Origin of the sequence: Acholeplasma hippikon, from assembly GCF_900660755.1 — a bacterium.
Classification (GTDB): domain Bacteria; phylum Bacillota_I; class Bacilli_A; order Acholeplasmatales; family Acholeplasmataceae; genus Acholeplasma; species Acholeplasma hippikon.
This window is the reverse complement of sequence record NZ_LR215050.1, coordinates 768,299-786,661: the sequence shown is the minus strand read 5'-3', so window position 1 is coordinate 786,661 and position 18,363 is coordinate 768,299. Positions and strand designations below refer to the sequence as shown.

The 18,363-nt window shown below is 29.1% G+C and carries 22 protein-coding genes and 2 tRNA genes; 13 read left to right on the top strand and 11 right to left on the bottom strand.

Translation table 11 applies throughout. The features are described from left to right. Positions 1 to 21 precede the first annotated feature (21 nt). The 3 genes from EXC59_RS03835 to EXC59_RS03825 all read right to left on the bottom strand — a co-directional run bounded on the left by EXC59_RS03835 (position 22) and on the right by EXC59_RS03825 (position 1,282). The gene (locus tag EXC59_RS03835) at positions 22 to 795 is read right to left on the bottom strand and encodes a hypothetical protein (RefSeq protein ID WP_035368363.1); all 774 of its coding nucleotides are present in this window, start codon (positions 793 to 795) and stop codon (positions 22 to 24) included. A gap of 20 nt (positions 796 to 815) precedes the next feature. After that, positions 816 to 1,052 (bottom strand): helix-turn-helix domain-containing protein, encoded by a 237-nt coding sequence (locus EXC59_RS03830; RefSeq protein WP_162163886.1) that lies wholly within the window; start codon positions 1,050 to 1,052, stop codon positions 816 to 818. A 155-nt stretch (positions 1,053 to 1,207) separates the two neighbouring features. Continuing rightward, positions 1,208 to 1,282 (bottom strand) — tRNA-Gly (locus tag EXC59_RS03825). A 109-nt stretch (positions 1,283 to 1,391) separates the two neighbouring features. Here EXC59_RS03825 and EXC59_RS03820 point away from each other — a divergent pair. The 3 genes from EXC59_RS03820 to EXC59_RS03810 all read left to right on the top strand — a co-directional run bounded on the left by EXC59_RS03820 (position 1,392) and on the right by EXC59_RS03810 (position 3,861). Continuing rightward, the gene (locus EXC59_RS03820; protein WP_035368361.1) at positions 1,392 to 2,528 is read left to right on the top strand and encodes a M50 family metallopeptidase; all 1,137 of its coding nucleotides are present in this window, start codon (positions 1,392 to 1,394) and stop codon (positions 2,526 to 2,528) included. Positions 2,529 to 2,627: 99 nt separating this feature from the next. Further along, the gene (locus tag EXC59_RS03815; RefSeq protein WP_035368358.1) at positions 2,628 to 3,179 is read left to right on the top strand and encodes a 3'-5' exonuclease family protein; all 552 of its coding nucleotides are present in this window, start codon (positions 2,628 to 2,630) and stop codon (positions 3,177 to 3,179) included. Positions 3,180 to 3,237: 58 nt separating this feature from the next. Next, on the top strand, positions 3,238 to 3,861 hold the full coding sequence (locus EXC59_RS03810) for a GIY-YIG nuclease family protein (protein WP_035368356.1): 624 nt from the start codon (positions 3,238 to 3,240) through the stop codon (positions 3,859 to 3,861). Between the two features lie 19 nt (positions 3,862 to 3,880). Here the strand turns inward: EXC59_RS03810 and EXC59_RS03805 are convergent, their stop codons facing one another. The 5 genes from EXC59_RS03805 to EXC59_RS03785 form a co-directional block, all read right to left on the bottom strand. Further along, the gene (locus tag EXC59_RS03805; RefSeq protein ID WP_035368354.1) at positions 3,881 to 5,143 is read right to left on the bottom strand and encodes an acyl-CoA reductase; all 1,263 of its coding nucleotides are present in this window, start codon (positions 5,141 to 5,143) and stop codon (positions 3,881 to 3,883) included. Further along, the gene (locus EXC59_RS03800) at positions 5,140 to 6,255 is read right to left on the bottom strand and encodes a LuxE/PaaK family acyltransferase (RefSeq protein WP_162163885.1); all 1,116 of its coding nucleotides are present in this window, start codon (positions 6,253 to 6,255) and stop codon (positions 5,140 to 5,142) included. Before EXC59_RS03800 ends, EXC59_RS03805 begins: the two co-directional genes overlap by 4 nt. Beyond that, complete coding sequence (locus EXC59_RS03795) at positions 6,230 to 6,688, bottom strand: hypothetical protein (protein ID WP_035368352.1); 459 nt, start codon at positions 6,686 to 6,688, stop codon at positions 6,230 to 6,232. Before EXC59_RS03795 ends, EXC59_RS03800 begins: the two co-directional genes overlap by 26 nt. A gap of 134 nt (positions 6,689 to 6,822) precedes the next feature. Then, complete coding sequence (locus EXC59_RS03790) at positions 6,823 to 8,046, bottom strand: hypothetical protein (protein ID WP_035368350.1); 1,224 nt, start codon at positions 8,044 to 8,046, stop codon at positions 6,823 to 6,825. Between the two features lie 167 nt (positions 8,047 to 8,213). Then, a tRNA-Thr gene (locus EXC59_RS03785) sits at positions 8,214 to 8,287 on the bottom strand. Between the two features lie 266 nt (positions 8,288 to 8,553). Between EXC59_RS03785 and EXC59_RS03780 the strand changes: the two genes are divergently transcribed. The 6 genes from EXC59_RS03780 (at position 8,554) to EXC59_RS07100 (ending at position 12,870) form a co-directional block, all read left to right on the top strand. Then, positions 8,554 to 8,751, top strand: a complete 198-nt coding sequence (locus EXC59_RS03780; RefSeq protein ID WP_035368349.1) for a cold shock domain-containing protein — start codon at positions 8,554 to 8,556, stop codon at positions 8,749 to 8,751. Between the two features lie 97 nt (positions 8,752 to 8,848). Continuing rightward, positions 8,849 to 9,583, top strand: coding sequence for a Fic family protein (locus EXC59_RS03775; RefSeq protein WP_035368348.1), 735 nt, complete (start codon positions 8,849 to 8,851; stop codon positions 9,581 to 9,583). 157 nt (positions 9,584 to 9,740) lie between these two features. Then, a complete protein-coding gene (locus EXC59_RS03770; protein ID WP_035368347.1) occupies positions 9,741 to 10,253 on the top strand; it encodes a hypothetical protein in 513 nt (170 codons plus the stop codon). Between the two features lie 119 nt (positions 10,254 to 10,372). Next, entirely contained in the window at positions 10,373 to 11,212 is an 840-nt protein-coding gene (locus EXC59_RS03765) for a S1-like domain-containing RNA-binding protein (protein ID WP_035368346.1), read from the top strand. A gap of 1 nt (position 11,213) precedes the next feature. Continuing rightward, on the top strand, positions 11,214 to 12,641 hold the full coding sequence (gene proS, locus EXC59_RS03760; RefSeq protein ID WP_035368345.1) for a proline--tRNA ligase: 1,428 nt from the start codon (positions 11,214 to 11,216) through the stop codon (positions 12,639 to 12,641). An 88-nt stretch (positions 12,642 to 12,729) separates the two neighbouring features. Next, entirely contained in the window at positions 12,730 to 12,870 is a 141-nt protein-coding gene (locus EXC59_RS07100) for a hypothetical protein (RefSeq protein ID WP_156952789.1), read from the top strand. Between the two features lie 35 nt (positions 12,871 to 12,905). Here the strand turns inward: EXC59_RS07100 and EXC59_RS03755 are convergent, their stop codons facing one another. Both EXC59_RS03755 and yidD read right to left on the bottom strand, forming a co-directional pair. After that, entirely contained in the window at positions 12,906 to 13,676 is a 771-nt protein-coding gene (locus EXC59_RS03755) for an alpha/beta hydrolase (protein ID WP_035368343.1), read from the bottom strand. Beyond that, positions 13,639 to 13,905, bottom strand: coding sequence for a membrane protein insertion efficiency factor YidD (gene yidD / locus EXC59_RS03750; RefSeq protein WP_035368341.1), 267 nt, complete (start codon positions 13,903 to 13,905; stop codon positions 13,639 to 13,641). Before yidD ends, EXC59_RS03755 begins: the two co-directional genes overlap by 38 nt. A gap of 156 nt (positions 13,906 to 14,061) precedes the next feature. Between yidD and fusA the strand changes: the two genes are divergently transcribed. From fusA to EXC59_RS03730, 4 genes are all read left to right on the top strand, one after another. After that, the gene (fusA, locus tag EXC59_RS03745) at positions 14,062 to 16,119 is read left to right on the top strand and encodes an elongation factor G (protein WP_035368340.1); all 2,058 of its coding nucleotides are present in this window, start codon (positions 14,062 to 14,064) and stop codon (positions 16,117 to 16,119) included. 43 nt (positions 16,120 to 16,162) lie between these two features. Continuing rightward, positions 16,163 to 16,522 carry a hypothetical protein gene (locus EXC59_RS03740; RefSeq protein ID WP_035368338.1) on the top strand — a complete coding sequence of 120 codons (360 nt, stop codon included), beginning with the start codon at positions 16,163 to 16,165 and terminating at the stop codon, positions 16,520 to 16,522. 1 nt (position 16,523) lies between these two features. Beyond that, positions 16,524 to 17,084 carry a ribosome hibernation-promoting factor, HPF/YfiA family gene (gene hpf / locus EXC59_RS03735; protein ID WP_035368336.1) on the top strand — a complete coding sequence of 187 codons (561 nt, stop codon included), beginning with the start codon at positions 16,524 to 16,526 and terminating at the stop codon, positions 17,082 to 17,084. Between the two features lie 117 nt (positions 17,085 to 17,201). Beyond that, positions 17,202 to 17,471: a hypothetical protein gene (locus EXC59_RS03730; RefSeq protein WP_035368334.1), complete on the top strand. Its 270-nt coding sequence runs from the start codon at positions 17,202 to 17,204 to the stop codon at positions 17,469 to 17,471. Between the two features lie 42 nt (positions 17,472 to 17,513). Here the strand turns inward: EXC59_RS03730 and EXC59_RS03725 are convergent, their stop codons facing one another. Then, positions 17,514 to 18,350, bottom strand: a complete 837-nt coding sequence (locus EXC59_RS03725) for an IS3 family transposase (protein WP_129614223.1) — start codon at positions 18,348 to 18,350, stop codon at positions 17,514 to 17,516. Positions 18,351 to 18,363: the final 13 nt, after the last annotated feature.

The following is an 18,363-nucleotide window of genomic DNA, read 5'->3' as shown; positions in this document are numbered from 1 at the left end:
AGCCGTTTTAATTACGGCTTTTTATCTTTGTAAATCAAGAATAATTTTTTTAAATGGAGAATTAATTTCACTATAAAAGGCCTCAATCATTAGTTTAAAACTTTCATTAATAACATATTCTCTATTTTCATTAATATATTCTTTGATAGCTTGACATTTTACTTTGTTATCTGCTTCATGTCTTAATCCATTATTAAAAAGTGTTTGAAGTATTTGTCCAGCATTACCACCATTTTTTATTCCTTCGTAATACTTATATAATTCTTCTAATATATCTTGTTTCCTATCTAGGCTTAAATTATATTCTAAAAATTCAAGAATATTTTTTGTAACTTTAGTATTATTTATTTTGGAGGCAACAAATTCGGCTAATTGGTCTTTATGTAATATTCTAGCTGTTACATTATAAGTTCCTGAATTTTCAATTTTGACTTCGAAATTTAATTTACTTAAGATATAATAAATTCTTTCAAATTCTAATAAAATTTGATTTATCCTTGGCTTTTCAATTCCAGTTGTATCTCTTATAAATTTTCCAAATAAAGCTATATTTATTAAAAAATCAGATAGTATTAAATATCTTTCATCATATACTGAATTTTCATAAATTTCTTCTACGTAATTATAATAATCTCTAAATGAACTTCTATGTTTCTTATTTGGAAAACGTTCAAAATAATATGAAAGATCTTTTTCTATTAATGAAAATTTATAAAAATACTCTTCTAATCTTTCAATTTCATAATTTAAATTAAAATTTAATATGCTTTCTTTATCAGCAATACTTATATACATATTTTATCCCCCATTAGTTATCATTTATTTTTTATTTCTTTTGAATACTTATCATGTATTTTATTGAATTCAACCAATTCATCTAAACTCACATCTAAAATAGAAGCAATCTCAACTAATCTTTCAAGAGAAGGATCTATGCTTTTATTTTCATATTTAGAAATCATCATTTGAGAAATATTTAATTTATCAGCTAATTCTTGTTGAGATAGCCCCTTTTCTTTTCTTAATTCTTGAATCTTTACTTTGTATTTCATTATTTACTCCTTTTTTATCATTTCGCTTGATTTTAAAACTCATATGTTTTATAATCACTATTGTAAAACCCATATGTTTTACCTTGAAATAAAAAAATAAGTATCTCTCTAACATTCTTATCATGTAGTAGAAATACTCGCTGTGTATTATATTCTGGAGCCGGCGAGGGGAATCGGACCCCCGTCTCATGCTTGGCAAGCACGTGTAATAACCATTATACGACGCCGACGACTGACTGCCTTTATATGATAACAAATATTCTTGAGAGTGTCAACATTTTTTCTAAAAAAAATTAAAAAATATTTATGTTATAATTGGCATATGAAGGAAGTAAGAAAATGAAGAAGAAAATTATATCTATTTTAGTGATAATTTCAATAGGTTTTGTTTTAGGAATGTTAAATTCTCATTTAATTTACGCGAAATTTTGGGAACATTTCTTAAATGGATTAAAATCTGTGCCTTTTTATGTTCACATTATTTACGTAATTTTTTCTTTATTTTTATGTATCTTAATCCATGAACTAGGCCATTTAATGGCATTTGTTAGACGAGGTATTAAAATAAAAGCAATCTATGCACTTGGAATAGCTTTTGTAAGATTAGAGCGTGGCTGGAGAATTAGATTTGTTCCTAAGTTTGCTTTAATGTTAGGTGGTATTGTTATACCAGATCATGTAAACATTAGAAGTAAAGAAGATGAAGACAAATATGTTGAAATCATGCAACGCGTATTAATTGCAGGACCTAACACAAGCTTAGTTTATGGGGTTATCGCATTTATCATTTGGGCATTCTTCTTAATGTTTGAATTTTACTTATTAAATGGGTTTTTATTTACTTATATGGTTGTCACAACCATCATGACATTTTTGGTTGTTAAATCAAGTAAAATTAGTCATCAAGGTATGTACGGAGATTATGTTGCACATAAGAAAATTAAAGATGATGAAGTCTTTAAATTAGCTTATCTAATTCAGGCAACGAGTATGTTTGGTGAAGATTTAGATTCTAAGAAATACTTATGGCCAAAAGTTGTTAGTCAGTTAGAAACATTCGGTAGTTTATATGGTGGTAATAAAGGAGCAATCTTTACAGAGTATTTAAGTGAAGTTACATTTAATGGACAAATCGGATGTACTAAAGTAGAAGATAAGATGAAAAACATTCATAAGAGTTTACCATTAACTGAAGAAGGATTTATCCTATATAATCAACTCATTCACTTTTATCATTCGAGATATAATCAAGAAATGGTTGATGAACTTCTTAATATGTTAAAGACTAAGAATTTTAAATTAGATCCTAGGGTGAAGTTATATCATGAGAAACTTACTGAACATTTACTAGGTTTAGCGAATAATGAAGATTTTTTAAAGAATAAAAAGAACATTCATCCTAATTCTACATACTTTGTTTATAAACCATTAGAAATATATGAACATATTGATGAGATAATACATAAGAAAGCGTAAGTCTTTCTTATTTTTATTGATATAATAAATATAAAGATAAGTTTTAATTAGAATATATATAAAAAATGACTTAATAGCTTAGAAATAGAGGTGAGCACATTGAAATATTTATTTTTTGACATTGAATGTGCAAATACTAAAGATGGAATCTGCAAGATGTGCTCATTTGGATATGTAGTAACAGACACAGCATTTAATGTATTAGAAAAAGATGATTTAATTATTAATCCTGACGATGAATTTGATTGGTACTTCTTTAAGAAGAACTCAAGAATCAAATTACCTTATCCAAAAGAAAAGTACTTAGAATATCCTAATTTCTTAGGACAATACAAAAAAATAGAAAATATCCTTTTAAATGATTATAAGGCTATTTTTGGTTATAACGTTAGTGGGGATATTAAGTTTATTAAACAAGCATATGAAAGATATGGGTTAGAACCAATTGAAGTAAAAGCATATGATGTCATAAAGATTAGTAAAGAATATGGTGGTTATACAGGTAAATTAGCAAATATACCTAAAGAACTACTTAAAGATGAAGGCATAGATTTAACTAGTCATAAGAGTGTTGATGATGCTTATAAGACAATGATTGTGTTAAAGAGAGCACTTAGTTTAGATTTTTGTGGGATTGATAAACTAGAGTAATTATATATAACATGTTATAAAATTAGTAATAACAATACATGAATAGAGGGATTAACATATGACACCTAAATTAAGTGGTTGGAATTATATCGTATATACATTAATAAGTAGAAATTTTAAACATAGAGTTTTTACACTTCAAGAAATTTATGACTTTGAAGCGTATTTTAAAACGGTTTATCCAGAAAACTTTCATATTAAAGATAAATTAAGACAAATACTTCAAAACCTAAGAGACAAAGGTTTACTTAATTTCTTAAGTGGTGGTAAATATCAACTGATCGAAAAGGAAATAAATAAAAAAGAAACTATTGAAACAAAAAGTGAAGTGGTTTATTTATTATCTAATGAATCAATACCAGGTTGGGTTAAAATTGGAAGTTCGAATGATATTGAAAGAAGACTAAAGGAACTTTATAATACTTCAATTCCATTACCGTTTAAAGTAGAAGAACTAATCACTACTAAAACATTAGAAGAATCAAGAGTTTTAGAAAAGAGTATTCATAGTATCATTGATACAATCAACCCAAATTTAAGGAAAAATACTGAAGCAAATAAAAGAGAGTTCTTTAAGATGACAGTAGATCAAGGGAAATCAGTCTTTAGATTGGTATCTCAGATTGTAGGCATTTCAGTTATTTCTGCAACTAACCCAATTAATCAAATAAATATTCAATAAAAAATAGCACAATAACGTGCTATTTTTCGTCTATTTCTATTAAATTAACATACTCTCTTAATGCGTAAGTTCCATCATGGGCTTCACCGATGATAAATCTAGATGCATTTGGTCCTGTAATTCTTTGCACACCAGAACGTATAAGTTTACTTATCACTTCATCTTTAGTTTCATCATGCACTAATAACGCACATGATTGTAAATGATATTTATGTTTGTGAAACTTTGTAATAATGTTTTCTTTTGTTAAGGGTTTTACCCATACATTTCTAAACATAAATGATAAAGCTAATTCATGATCAAACTTAATACAAACACTCACTCCATCTTCATTTAAGTAGATGGAGTTATTATTTTCTTTTAATTGTTCGGTATAAATTTGAATTGTATTTCTACCAATCATACCAATATCTTTAGGATATGATTTAGAAGTTTCTTTTAAGATTTCAAAAAATCTTTTACCAAATGTCGTTAATTCAACTTCATTATCTGTATCATAGAAGATTCCTTGAACAGAAGAACAAAGTACTTGATTTGTTTTTAAGATGTGGTGACTTAAATTAACTAAGTCAGTATCAGTTGTTGAATGATTTGCATAGGCAAAACTTAGTTTATGTCCCCACTCAATAATTTTTGTGTTTGTACTAGCTAATGATCTAACTGACTTGATTGCTTCATTGCTCCCCCAAACAACTAAAGCATTTGATATATCAGCTAATTTCTTGAGTGATGAAATATCTGAACTTGGTATATCAAATAGATAAATAAAATTAGTTAATTTAGGTTCTATCTTTAAAAGTTCATCAATTAATTTTAAAGATAAACCTTTATCATGACTAGATAATTTAACTAAATTAATATTACCTACTAATAATCCTTCAATAACAGTGTATATTGGTAGAAAATCCATGTTTCCTGCAGCAATATGAAGTAAGACTCCTATGGGTTCAAAACGTCTTTTGGTGCTGTTATTTAAAGGTTTTAAATTTTTATGATCAATACCTAATTCAGTTTCTAGTTTATAAGTTAATCCTTCTTTAGATAAAATACTTAACATCTCATGTAATTCTTCATTTGAGATGTTTGATTCTTGGGTTAAAGGTGTAATATATGAATCAAATTCATGATTTAATATTTTTTTATAAAGTGTATCACATGCGTTAATGACGGTTTCTGTAGCTAAAGACTCTTCATTTAATGTTTTTAAGATATCAAGATAAAGGGATGAAAGTAGTTCATCCTTTTTTGTTGATTCATAAGTTTTACCTTGGTATAAAATCATTTTGCACCTCCTACTAAGTATTCACTAGCTCCTTGTGCACAAGTAACAACATCTTTTACACCTACTCTAGAAATAAGTTCTAAATAAGGAGTCGTTAGTCCACATGGACAAGGCGTATCGTGTAGGATACCTAAATCATCTGTCATGATACTTGTAAGTGGAATGGAATTTGCAATTGGGCTTAACAAATTAACTAAGCCTATTTTATTAGCCCCAATAACTTTTAAATCATGCACATCACGAATTAAAACACGTGCATAGGCAGGTACATGAAAATGGTGGTACTTACAATCAACATATAAAACAGGGTGTTCAACAGCAGAGAAGAACTCAAAGATTTTTTCATGGGGTATACCTACAACATCATTTACTAAATCATAAAATGTGTTTTTATCAATTTGTTCATTTTGAAATTGTTTCCAACCACCACCAGTAGATAACATAGAACCTTTTGGTAGTTTTAGTTTGAAACCTTCATCTTTCATTTGTTTTAATAAAAAGTAAGTATAGCTTGGGAAACCATTGATTCTAACGGGTGCTTTCTTTTTACTGTATTTTATTAACTTTTGTTTAATATTTTCTAAATCTAATTTGTATTCACCATTAATATACTTAAGTGCATAGTCTTTAGATAATGCTGGTGAGAAAAATGTATAAACATAAGTACTTTTGGAAATAGCAATACTTGTCTTTTTTGTGTATTCATACCCCATCACAATAAAACGTGATGGCTTAAGTGAAAATAGTTTATGATATTTGCCTAATCTAAGTAGCATACGTAAACCCATGAAAATACTTTTTAAGTCAAAACCAACCACTGATTTTTTACCACTAGTTCCACTGGATGTAACTTTTATTTTTAGTTTCTTTTTATCTACACTTAACATTTCATTTTGTTTAAGATAAGCGGTTGGAATAATAGGTATTTTTTCTAAATCATCAATTGTTTTAATTTGGTCTGGGTGAAAGTTTTGACTTATACAAATTCTTCTATAAGTTTCTGAACTTTGATAGTGAAAAAGGCAATTTTCTTTCATTGCCTTTGTAAATAATTGATCTTGTCCTTTATTGTTATATGGTTTTTGTTTAAATAGTTTTTTGATGTGATTCATAAAAATCTTTGATATCCTTCATCTTAATATAGTAAAGTAATCTAATTAACCCGTATATAACAATTGGGAGGACACAAAGTGTAATTGTGAAGAAATCTTTTACAAAAAACATTAAATTTAAAATACAAAGTAGAGAAATTAAAAATGTTAATAGTCTAACCAGATTTAATGTATTCAAATGATTATTACGTAGATATAGAACATAGAGAATAGTTGAAAGAAGTGTTAATAGGGCAATTGGTAAACCTGTAATATAACCCATGCCAAATGCTTCTAGAGAAATAAAATTATAGTAATAATAAGCATATACAGTTTCTCCTCCTACCAAGTAAGCAGACCTAAGTGTTGCACTACCTGGAATAAGTTCTATCGAAAACATCAACAAGAAGAGGATGAGAATACCTAGTCTTAATCCTGTAATTTTAAGATTCATAAATTACCCCCTAAAATAATTTTTGTATCATTACAGCCCAATTATATCATTAGTAACTTTAGATTTCTGTTTAAATTATAAAAAGCCTCTTATAGAGGCTATATAAATGAAAATGACACTTTCTAAATCAGATTTTAATAAGCATATCCATCATTGAATTTAGTTAGGTATCTGCCTCTATAGTAGAAGTAGATTAGTTGAAGGATATATATAATATCTAAAATGATGACAGCTGTATCATATTCTAAATATTTACCTACTTCAGGATAAAAACTATATATAAGATAGATGGCAATTATTGCTGCTGGATAAACAAATGAAATAAGTCCTTTCCTTCCTCCAAAGATATGTCTTTTTTTAGACATATAGATAAAAATTAAGGCGAAATACTTATAGACTGGCATGATTGTTATGAAAAAAGATAGATTTGAATTATAATTTGCAAAATCTTTAGTTATTAATATAGGATAACTTATATATGTAATAGAAGATATCATTATGAATAAAAATAATGAAATAAATAAACTTGCCTTTTTAATTCTAAAAGCTTGTGAGACGATTACTATTAAGATGATATCTAATAAATAAGAAAATATGTATATAAAATGTGAATAAAAAATTCGTATGAAATTATCAATTGAAGTCACATTTGGATCAAAATTGATTGTTCTAATATCAAATATTACGTTTAAGTACTTTAATAGAATAATAAATGCGGAAATTAAGATACCTGAATGAATGATTCCTTGGTATCCTCTAAAATAAGATATTTCTCCACGTAAAGTTAAAGTAATGAAGAATGTGATGAGAAATGGATAACCATAAGTGAATACTGTTTTATCATTTAAGGTATTTCCAATAGCAAAGATAACTAAGTATCCAACTATAGAAAGTATACCTATTAATTTCATAGGTATCATTGGATTATCAAGTGTATATGTATCTGACTTGAAGTAGTTAGCATTTAATGGATAGCCCTTAAAGTAAAATAGTAAAGCTAAGATACCAAAATATATAAATACATAATTGATGAGCGTAAATTCAGTATCAAAAGATGTTGAGTAATTTGCAAATGCAAATACTATAATAAAGTTAGTGATGGTTGCAATACCTAATAATATAGTTTTGTAAGTTGTAATGCCATCATTTAGTGAAGGAATTAATGTGAATAATAAAACTAGTGAAGATACAATTGAAATAATTAAGTATGCAATATTTGGATGCTTAAATAAAATATTGAGGTTTGTATCTTGAATATATAGTAGATACATTAAAGTAGCACTATATAAAAGTGAAAAAATCATACCAACTTGGTATAATCTTGCAACAGATTTCTTAATTTTATTGTCTATAATCATGTCTTATCCCTATCTAAGTTTGATTTCAAATCAATTATAGCAAATATCACAAAAATATAAGATAAGATTTATAATAAAAAATAAATTTTAAGTGAGTATAATACTACTTAAGTAATCGGAAGAAAAATAAAAAAAGATTCATAAAGAATCTTTGTTGTTAGTGATCATGGTGCCCCCAGCGAGAATCGAACTTGCAATTCAGCCTTACCATGGCTGCGGTTTGCCACTAACCTATGGGGGCGTAACTTCATACGCGAGTGATATTATAGCATGACTTTTATGAAAAGTGAATACCAACCAATAGTAAAATAAGTTATTTGATGTTTTTATTTTTATATCAATGTAAGCGTTTAGTATCTGTAATGTTAACGATTTCATTGAAAAAAAGGCATAAAAAAATAAAAAAAATATTTATTAGTGTTTTTCATTGTTATTTTGTAAATTAAAGTGTATAATGACTGTAGGGTTTTATTGAACCAAATGTTTAAAGAAGGAGTATGTCATTTAATGAAAGGTACTGTTAAATGGTTTGATGCTGGTAAAGGTTACGGATTTATCACATCATCAGAAGGTAAAGATGTATTTGTTCACTTCTCAGCTATCCAAGCTGAAGGTTACAAATCATTAGCTGAAGGCGACCAAGTAGAGTTCGAAATTAAAGAAGGCGATCGTGGTGCGCAAGCTGCATCAGTTTCAAAAATTTAATTAGATAGTCGTAATTAAGAGGTTTAGCAATAAACCTCTTTTTTTTCGCTTTTTTCAGTATTTTTGCTATAATCATATTATAAAAGGAGAGATATCCATGCATCAAGACATTTTAGAGGTAGATAAACTACACTTCAATGAATTGCGTGAGCATGTAGGGGAAGAAAAGTTTTTTATACTATTAAATGAGTTTGTTAAAAAGTTCACCTATGAATCAATTACGATCGAAGGTAAAAATGCTTTGTCACAAGAAGATGTTTATAATCTCTTAGAAAAAGAAGTGATTGTAACCCAATTACCTGAACGTGAACAAAAAGAAGCTCTTAATTATAAAAAAGCATTTGCTCATGTTTTCAAGTTAGTTATATCAAGACGTAGATTAAATGAAGATATTTTAAAAGACCTACATGAAATACTTGTTGAAGGTATTTTTGTGGGTGGACAATATCGTAAGGTTAATATTCAAATTAAAAACAGTATGCATCAACCACCTGACTATGTAAAGGTGTATGATCGTATGGCTAAGTTCTTTTACGATTTAGAACATTTTAAAGGAACTGCTGTGCAAAAGGGTGCTTTTGCGCATGCACAAATCTTTAAAATTTATCCTTTCTTAGAAGGAAATGGTCGATTAGCAAGACTCGTCTTAAATTATATTATAATGTTTGATGGCTATATGCCAATATCAATCCCATTAAGTGATAAAGAAATTTATCTACAATCAATAGATACCTTTAAAGTGGAAAAAGATCTTTCACCTTTTGTAGATTACTTATATCAACTGTTAGTTAATTCTTATGAACAGTATATCGAAACTTTAGAGTCATTATAATAGAACCGATTTATTCGGTTCTTATTATTTTTCATCACTTTATATTAAATATAAGATATAATGTAATAAATATGAATAAAAGTCGAATGAAGTTTAAAGTTTATCGTGAAATCATTTGAAAATATATATATAATATATAGCAACTTGGGAGGGACAAATGAATAAACGTAAAATACTCGTTCCGTTAATAATTTTAATATCTGTCTTTGTTGTGTCTATATCACTGACTGGCATGTTGTTATTTAGAAATGTAGCTTTTGAAAATGCATTAAAGAAAAACGATTATGAATTCTCAAATGGTAAATACACATACGAAACATCAGAATTAGTAGACGGAATTACAACCAAATATAGTTATGAGTATGATACGGCTGTAAAAAGATTTAGAGTCACACAAAATAGATACTTAGTTGAAGAAGGCGTTGCTGTCTTAGTGATGAGAGTCTATTATGTGCATGTACAAACTGGGGATTTTACTGCGTATTATACAGTTTCAACAATTCCAAATACAGATACACAAACAGATTTAAATGCTAAAGGAAATATCTATAAAATGCTAGATAAATATTCTGATCATGCATATTTTAATGATTTTATCTTCCAATCAACTGATAAATATTTTGACTTGTTAGATGATTCATGGATTCCTACATTTATTTATCGTTTATAACAAAAAGTACATTTTTTAGTAGATGTACTTTTTTTCTCTAATATTTACACATATTCTTTATCTATTAACATTTTAAATATCTAATTATGATATAATTAATTGGAAAAGTTGGTGAATTTATGGCTTTAGAAGTAGGAAAAATTAATTTACTTCAAGTAGTAAGAAAAACAGATATTGCTTACTTACTTAAGAACAAGGAAAATGAAGAGGTTTTTCTACACATTAATGAATCGGACCATCAAAAATTAGTTCCGAATCAAATTGTAGAAGCTTTCCTTTATTATGATGCAAAAGGACGTTTAGCCGCAACCCTTCATGAACCTAAAATAACTTTAGGTAATCCTGGGTTATTAGAAGTGGTGAGCGTTAAACCAGGCTTAGGTGTATTCTTAGATTTAGGCATCTCTAAAGATGTTTTATTAAGTAAGGATGACTTAGGTGATGATGAATCATTATGGCCCCAAGTGGGTGAAAAATTATATGTGGATTTAAAAGTTAAAACAAAAATGACTGCTAGATTAATTCCATATAATGAAATCAGAGTGATCACTGGTAATTTAGAAATTGGTAAAGAATATGACGGGTTCGTTCAAGTCATTGGTAAAATTGGTTACTTCATCTATACAGAAGAAGGTAATCTTGTTTTAGTTAAAAAATCTAATACAAGACAAACTTTCCGTTTAGGAGAAGCTGTTAAAGTAAAAGTAACTTTTGAAACAAAGAGTGGCTATGAAGGAACATTAGGTCAATTTAAAGAAGTTGTTAGAGTTGATGATTCTAAAATGATTATGGACTTCTTAGAAAAAACAGGCGAAATGCCTTATACTGCTGATACTGACAGTGAAACAATTACTCAAGTATTTGGATTGTCTAGAAAAGCATTTAAACGTGCTTTAGGATTACTATACAAACAAAGAAAAGTCGAGTTTAGAGACGGAAAGACATATTTGGTGAAATAAAATGAGCAATAATAAAAAATTAGTTGAAAGTATTACATCTCGTGATGTAGATTTTAGTCAGTGGTATACTGACCTTTGCTTAAAAGCAGAGTTAATGGATTATTCAGAAGCAAAAGGATTTATTATTTACCGTCCTTTAGGATATGCTATCTGGGAAAATATTCAAAGTTACTTAGATAAGAAATTTAAACAAACAGGGCATCAAAATGTATACATGCCAATGTTAATCCCAGAATCATTATTTAAAATTGAAAAAGAACACGTTGAAGGATTCGCACCTGAGGTCGCTATGGTAACAACTACAGGCGTTGAAGACTTAGCAGAACGTTTATTAGTTAGACCAACATCAGAAGTATTATTTGGTACACACTATGCGAAAATTGTTAGATCACATAGGGATTTACCTAAAAAATACAACCAATGGTGTTCAGTTGTTAGATGGGAAAAAACAACTCGTCCATTCTTACGTGGTAAAGAATTCTTATGGCAAGAAGGACACACTGTCCATGCTACTGCTGAAGAAGCAAAAGAAGAAACATTAAGAATGTTAGATATCTATGAAAAATTAGGTAGAGAATTACTGGCAATCCCGTTTGTTACAGGTAGAAAGACTGAAAAAGAAAAGTTTGCTGGAGCACTAGAAACTTATTCAATTGAAGCGTTAATGCATGATGGACAAGCTTTACAATCAGGTACTTCACACTACTTTGGACAAGAATTTGCAAAAGCATTTGGTATTAAATTTACAAACAACAACAATGAATTAGAATATGCTTACCAAACATCTTGGGGAGTATCAACAAGATTAATTGGTGCTGTTATCATGGTTCATGGTGATGATGAAGGTTTAGTATTACCTCCATACTTAGCACCAACTCAAGTTGTAATTATTCCAATTGCAGCAAATGATCAAGTAACTGAAACTGCTAACAAGTTAAAAGAAGAATTAGAATCTCAAGGTATTAGAGTTATGTTAGATGATTCTAAGAAATCACCAGGTTGGAAGTTTGCTGAATACGAAATGAAAGGTGTACCTTTCCGTATTGAAGTAGGTCCAAGAGACTTAGAACATGGCAATGTTCAAGTTGTATTCCGTCATACAAGAGAAAAAGCATTATTAGCTGTTGAAGATGTTAAAGACTTTATTCAACCAGCAATGAAGAAGATGCATGAAGATATGTATCAAAATGCATTAAATCATGTGCAAACACATACAAATGTAGCAAAAACTTATGATGAATTTAAACAACATTTAAAAAATGGTGGTTACATCAAGATGTCAGTATCTGGTCAAGATGCTGAAATCCAAATTAAAGCAGAAACAGGAGCAACTGCTCGTGTGAGTGTAGATGAACCATTAGTTACTGAAATCTGTCCAGTTACAGGTAAACCTGCAACGATGACAATTCTATTTGCAAGAGCTTATTAATAGATAAAGATAACCACACATTCATTTGTGTGGTTTTTATTTATACGCCCTTTTTAAAGTTAGATTGTTATAATAGAGGTAATTATAAATGCAATCAGGGGATAAAAATGAAGAAAAAACTAAAATAAATTTATTAAAAACTAATTACATTGATGTCATAGAATATGAACTAAATGGAGATGAAAAATACTTAGAAAAGTATAAAATGTTCTCTGAAAATTTCATTTAATAACAAAAAAGCAATCCCAATGAAGGATTGCTTTATTATTTTTCAAACAAGAAATATAAGAATGATGGAACAAGTGATGCCCAGAAGTTTTCATTATGTTTACCATCTTTGAATGCTCTGTAAAATACTTTATCAACGCGTTTTCTTATGGCAACATTGACTGTGTTAGATACATCTAAGTATTCTTTATTTAAACTTTCTGATGTAGAATTAGATTCATTTGTTCCTAATACAATGTAATATCTTTGATTACGTTCGGGTTGTTTATTTTGTAGTAATTGTTTTAAAGCGGGTTTATTAAAATGTGCAGCTAAACTAAAGATACCAACACCTCTAAATTTCTTTGGATAAGTTAATCCAGCATGTAATGCCATTAGCCCTCCTAAAGAAGAACCTGCAATGTGGTTATAACTATGTAAGGTATGATATTGATCATTAATAAAAGGCATAAGTTCATCAACAATGAATTGATTTGTTTTATCACCATAAGGTTCAACTCTAAATTCATCAGACATCGTCTTATAAATTAAATCGTTACTAAATGGTGAATATTCATCTAATCTTTCAAGTGTTGAATCTATACCTACAATCATAAGCGGTGGAATTAATCCAGCCTTAAGCATACGATTGACTTGTGTTTCCATATCCCAAATTTGACTGAAAGTAGCGTGTGTTTTATCAAATAGGTTTTGTCCATCGTACATATATAATACTTGGTAAGGTCCACTTGCTTCATCAGGTATAAAAATTCTAATGGTACGTTCTTGATTAAGAATTTGACTCTTGAACTTCATTACTGTGATCATGTTTATGTTTCTCCTTTTTAGGCGGAACTGGATCATACTTAGGTTTAAATAATGGATTGCAAGTTAACAATCTTTTGCTTGTTAATAAAGAAGCATAAAAGAAGTTATGCGTTTGATAAGCTTCAAGCGCATAAGCTGAACATGTTGGTGTGTGACGACATTTATGCTTTTTAATTGGGCTAAGTGTTCTTTGGTACCACTTAATAGATTTGATTGCTAACTTTTTCATATTCCTATTATACATTTTTTCTATGAAAAATTACAAAACACATATTTCATGAAAACAGGATGGAAACTATTTTCATCTTTAAAACAATTGTATAAAAACTGATAAATGGTATAATAAAAGTGTAATGAAAACGCATACATTCATAAGGAGGCCTGTATGAAAGATTATAGAACCGATGCCCTTAGAAACATTGCACTTCTCGGACATCAAGGCAGTGGAAAGACTTCACTTGCTGAGAGCTTACTCTATGTTTCAGGGGTAGTGAATAAAAAAGGAGAAGTGGAAAAGAAGAACACGAAGTCTGACTTCTTAATTGAGGAACAAACACGTGGCACTTCAATGCAAACATCTTTAATACCAGTAGAATGGAATGACTGCAAACTTAATTTTCTTGACGTGCCTGGGAACGACGAATTAGTCGGTGAACTCTACCATGCACTCGAGGTGGTTAAGGGTGCAGTCATTTTAATTGATGCCACTAAAGGTGTTGAAGTTGGAACCGAAGCAGTGTGGAGAGAAATAAGAAAACGCCACATTCCAGCAGTACTTTTCATTAATAAAATGGATAAAGAAAACATTAATTATGAAAAGTTATTAGAAGATATTAGAGAAAAATTAGGTAAAAAAGCTGTTCCATTTACTTACCCAATTGGTAGAAAAGAAGATTTTGAAGGTTTCGTTAATGTCGTTGAGATGAAAGCAAGAATTTACAATGGCGTTGAATGTGTTGATGCTGAAATTTGGGAAGAAAAAATGCCAAAAGTTGCAGCATTAAATGAAATGATCATGGAATCAGTTGCTGAAACTTCTGAAGAGTTATTAGAAAAATATTTAGGTGGAGAAAAACTAAGTATCGAAGAAGTTAAAAAAGCATTACATGACAATATCATTAATGGTGAATTAACACCAGTATTAGTTGGTTCTGTTACAAAAAACATTGGTGTTCAAACATTACTTAAAATGTTAATTGATTTCGCACCAAGCCCAGATGAGTTAAAACCATTAGAAGCGTTAAATGTAGAAACCAATCAACATGAAACCATTAAAACAGTTTCATCAAATCCATTTAGTGGATTTGTCTTTAAGACAATGGTTGACCCATTTATTGGAACCATTTCCTTCATTAAGATTAATTCAGGTACATTAAAAGTAGGAGATGAAGTGTACCATGAAAGAACGCAAAGCTTAATGAAGATTAATACCTTAATGACATTAATCGGTAAGGATCAAATCCCTATTACAGAAGCATTTGCTGGGGATATTGTAGTTACAACTAAACTGGATAATCTAAGAACAGATGATACTTTATCAACTGTTAAACAAAAATTAAGATTTGAAAAAGTTATATTACCTACACCAGTTATTTATAAAGCACTTCATCCACATGATAAAAACGATGAAGATAAGATTTCAATGGCTTTATCTAGATTAAATGTGGAAGACCCATCATTTGATTTAGTAAGAAATAAAGAAACAGGTCAATTATTAATTGGTGGTTATGGATTATCTCATATTTCATATATTGCAGAACGTATGAAATCATTATTCAAAGTTGGTGTTGACTTTGAAGACCAAAAGATTGTCTATCGTGAAACCATTAAGAAAAAAGGTGAAGGTGAAGGAAAACATAAGAAACAATCTGGTGGTGCTGGTCAATACGGTCACGTTAAGATTACCTTTGAACCAAGTGAAATGGATTTTGAATTCCATGAAAATGTATTTGGTGGGGCAGTTCCTAAATCATACTTCCCAGCTGTAGAAAAAGGATTAATCAAAACTTTTGAAAAAGGACCTTTAGCAGGCTTCCCAGTGATTAAAGTTAAATCAACATTATTTGATGGTTCATATCATGATGTGGATAGTAATGAAATCTCATTCGTTTTAGCAGCAGATTTAGCATTTAAGAATGCTTTAGATAAAGTTCAACCAACCATATTAGAACCTATTTTAAAACTTTCAATTAGTGTGAAAGAAGCTTATGTCGGTGATGTCATGGGTGATTTAAATAAACGTCGTGGCAGAATCTTAGGTATGGATCAATTAGATGGATTTACCATCATTACAGCTGAAGTACCTGAAGCAGAAGTTGTAAGTTATGCAATTGACTTAAAAGCAATGACACAAGGTAGTGGTAGATTTGAACGTGAGTTCATTAGATATGATGAAGTCCCACAACATCTACAACCAAAAATCATTGAACAATATAAAAAGTAAAATAACAAATTAAGTTCTACTATATTTTAGGAGGATACCTAAAATGTACTGTAGAATTTGTAACCAATATATCAATAGAAAAGTAACGTTAAAAAACTTTTTCTATAAAGATTATAGAGATACATGTATTAACTGTTTTAAAGCCAAAATGAATCTATTTCCTTACTTTGTCATACCTATTCAGAGTGGTATGCTTCATATATTTGAGCTATTAGCAGAAGATGTTAAGGATTATAGTTTATTTATTGATTATTTTTATCCATATTATAAGGCTTATCTAAAGACAAACAGATTAATCGATGCAATCTATATGGATTATTTGGATCAACAATATATTAACTTATTAGATAAATTTGAAGTAGGAAATCTCATCATATTTACAAATAAATATAAGGAGGATTAATATGAGATACGAGATAACTGGTAAGAATGGATTCCAACCAACAGACGCAATTAGAGCGTATGTTGAAAAAAAGATGGTGAAAGTCATAAATTTCTTTGATAATAACGCCGTTGATTATGCAAGGATAGTACTTAGTGCATATAAGAACTTTACAAAAGTTGAGGTTACAATTCCATCACCATATATTATCTTGAGAAGTGAAGTTAAAGATCCGGATATGTATGCTGCAATCGATAAGACTGTAGATAAATTAAGTCAACAAATAAGAAAACATAAAACTAAAGTTAGAAAAGAAATGCAAAAAGGTGGAGCAAAATCTATCTTTACGCAAGAATTTGATACAGAAGCATTAGAGAAAGAAGTAAAAGCAAACAATTTAGTTAAAAGTAAGAAAATTTCTATTAAACCAATGACAGTTGATGATGCCATCACTGCAATGGAATTAAGTGGACACGACTTCTTTATCTTCTTAGATATTAATACTTTTGACCCAAGAATTGTTTATCGAAGAGACGATGGAGATTACGCAGTGATTGATGCAGCTCCAGAGAAAAATAAATAATAGATTTAGTTAAAAGGAGGTTTTTATTTAACCTCCTTTTTTTAATTATTAACAGGTAATATTACAACTGTATCAAACGGATATATGATAGAATAATGAAAAGTAAGGAGGGATTTCATGCAAAGATTAACCTATGGTATTAGAAATTCAAGAATATGGCATCTGTGTAGTCAAGATATTGAAGAAAATCAAAAGATTACTTTAGATAACTGGACACGTTACCGTGGAACTTTTCGTGAAATATACTACCTAAATGATGATATTAAGTTTTTAGAAATTGATAACTTTAATCATACATTTAAATTTTTAGATGCGAAAATTAGAAGTAATAATAAAGAAGATTTTAGAAAATTCTTTAGAGACTATTTAGGATATACAGAAGTTTAAAGACCTAACGTGAAGTAGTCAATACTTTGTAGACATAAAAAATTATTTAAACCTCAATTCAGTTCTATACTGTATTGGGGTTTTATATCTTAATGAGTATGCTAATCTTTCATTATTGAAATACTCAACATACTTTTTTATAATCTCTAATGGATTATCACTGTGATAAAAATTATAGTCATATTTAAGTTCATCTTTGATCCAACCATTTAGGGATTCAATAATTGGATTATCTGTAGGGGTTGCTATTCTCGACATTGATCTTTTTATGGTATGATTAAATAAAGAGTTGAATCCTCTTGAGGTATATATTGCTCCTTGATCAGAATGCACAATCGTGTCAAGGTTCATATATCCTCTTTTTTGTTTTTGTCTTAAAAAGTTTTTTGCAGCTGTATAGTGATTTGAAGGACTTGCACCATAATTACTGCGTCTAATATCGTAAGATATAATCGTATGATCAAATAAATCAATATATAGATTCCAGTCATATTTACCACTTTTATGCGTTAGTATTGTTGTATCTGTACATACTTTCTCAAATGGACGACTTGTATGAAAATCATGTAGTAAATTAGGATATATCTCGTGTTCTTTTCCGGACTTGTGGCGCTTCATTCTTGCTTTTGAACGAATACCTAATAATTTACAGCACTGATGGCATAAAAGGTCTGAAAAGTATCGTTTTGTTTTATTCCTAATATGCTCCGCTCTATGTTTATAACCCCATACTTTATGCTTCTTATAACTTTCTTTGATTTCTTCGATTAACCATAATCTGTTAATTTGGTACCTGTTTAAGGTACCTTTTCTTTTTATCCATTTATAATATCCTGATCGTGATACACCCATATATATACATAAATTTTCAATATTCATTTCTTTACTTAAT

What these genes read in the sequence shown, in the direction of transcription:
- EXC59_RS03835 (WP_035368363.1), bottom strand. Translation starts at nt 795, where the DNA reads ATGTATATAAGTATTGCTGATAAAGAAAGCATATTAAATTTTAATTTA.
- EXC59_RS03830 (WP_162163886.1), bottom strand. Translation starts at nt 1,052, where the DNA reads ATGAAATACAAAGTAAAGATTCAAGAATTAAGAAAAGAAAAGGGGCTA.
- EXC59_RS03820 (WP_035368361.1), top strand. Translation starts at nt 1,392, where the DNA reads ATGAAGAAGAAAATTATATCTATTTTAGTGATAATTTCAATAGGTTTT.
- EXC59_RS03810 (WP_035368356.1), top strand. Translation starts at nt 3,238, where the DNA reads ATGACACCTAAATTAAGTGGTTGGAATTATATCGTATATACATTAATA.
- EXC59_RS03805 (WP_035368354.1), bottom strand. Translation starts at nt 5,143, where the DNA reads ATGATTTTATACCAAGGTAAAACTTATGAATCAACAAAAAAGGATGAA.
- EXC59_RS03800 (WP_162163885.1), bottom strand. Translation starts at nt 6,255, where the DNA reads ATGAATCACATCAAAAAACTATTTAAACAAAAACCATATAACAATAAA.
- EXC59_RS03795 (WP_035368352.1), bottom strand. Translation starts at nt 6,688, where the DNA reads ATGAATCTTAAAATTACAGGATTAAGACTAGGTATTCTCATCCTCTTC.
- EXC59_RS03790 (WP_035368350.1), bottom strand. Translation starts at nt 8,046, where the DNA reads ATGATTATAGACAATAAAATTAAGAAATCTGTTGCAAGATTATACCAA.
- EXC59_RS03780 (WP_035368349.1), top strand. Translation starts at nt 8,554, where the DNA reads ATGAAAGGTACTGTTAAATGGTTTGATGCTGGTAAAGGTTACGGATTT.
- EXC59_RS03775 (WP_035368348.1), top strand. Translation starts at nt 8,849, where the DNA reads ATGCATCAAGACATTTTAGAGGTAGATAAACTACACTTCAATGAATTG.
- EXC59_RS03770 (WP_035368347.1), top strand. Translation starts at nt 9,741, where the DNA reads ATGAATAAACGTAAAATACTCGTTCCGTTAATAATTTTAATATCTGTC.
- EXC59_RS03765 (WP_035368346.1), top strand. Translation starts at nt 10,373, where the DNA reads ATGGCTTTAGAAGTAGGAAAAATTAATTTACTTCAAGTAGTAAGAAAA.
- proS (WP_035368345.1), top strand. Translation starts at nt 11,214, where the DNA reads ATGAGCAATAATAAAAAATTAGTTGAAAGTATTACATCTCGTGATGTA.
- EXC59_RS07100 (WP_156952789.1), top strand. Translation starts at nt 12,730, where the DNA reads ATGCAATCAGGGGATAAAAATGAAGAAAAAACTAAAATAAATTTATTA.
- EXC59_RS03755 (WP_035368343.1), bottom strand. Translation starts at nt 13,676, where the DNA reads ATGATCACAGTAATGAAGTTCAAGAGTCAAATTCTTAATCAAGAACGT.
- yidD (WP_035368341.1), bottom strand. Translation starts at nt 13,905, where the DNA reads ATGAAAAAGTTAGCAATCAAATCTATTAAGTGGTACCAAAGAACACTT.
- fusA (WP_035368340.1), top strand. Translation starts at nt 14,062, where the DNA reads ATGAAAGATTATAGAACCGATGCCCTTAGAAACATTGCACTTCTCGGA.
- EXC59_RS03740 (WP_035368338.1), top strand. Translation starts at nt 16,163, where the DNA reads ATGTACTGTAGAATTTGTAACCAATATATCAATAGAAAAGTAACGTTA.
- hpf (WP_035368336.1), top strand. Translation starts at nt 16,524, where the DNA reads ATGAGATACGAGATAACTGGTAAGAATGGATTCCAACCAACAGACGCA.
- EXC59_RS03730 (WP_035368334.1), top strand. Translation starts at nt 17,202, where the DNA reads ATGCAAAGATTAACCTATGGTATTAGAAATTCAAGAATATGGCATCTG.
- EXC59_RS03725 (WP_129614223.1), bottom strand. Translation starts at nt 18,350, where the DNA reads ATGAATATTGAAAATTTATGTATATATATGGGTGTATCACGATCAGGA.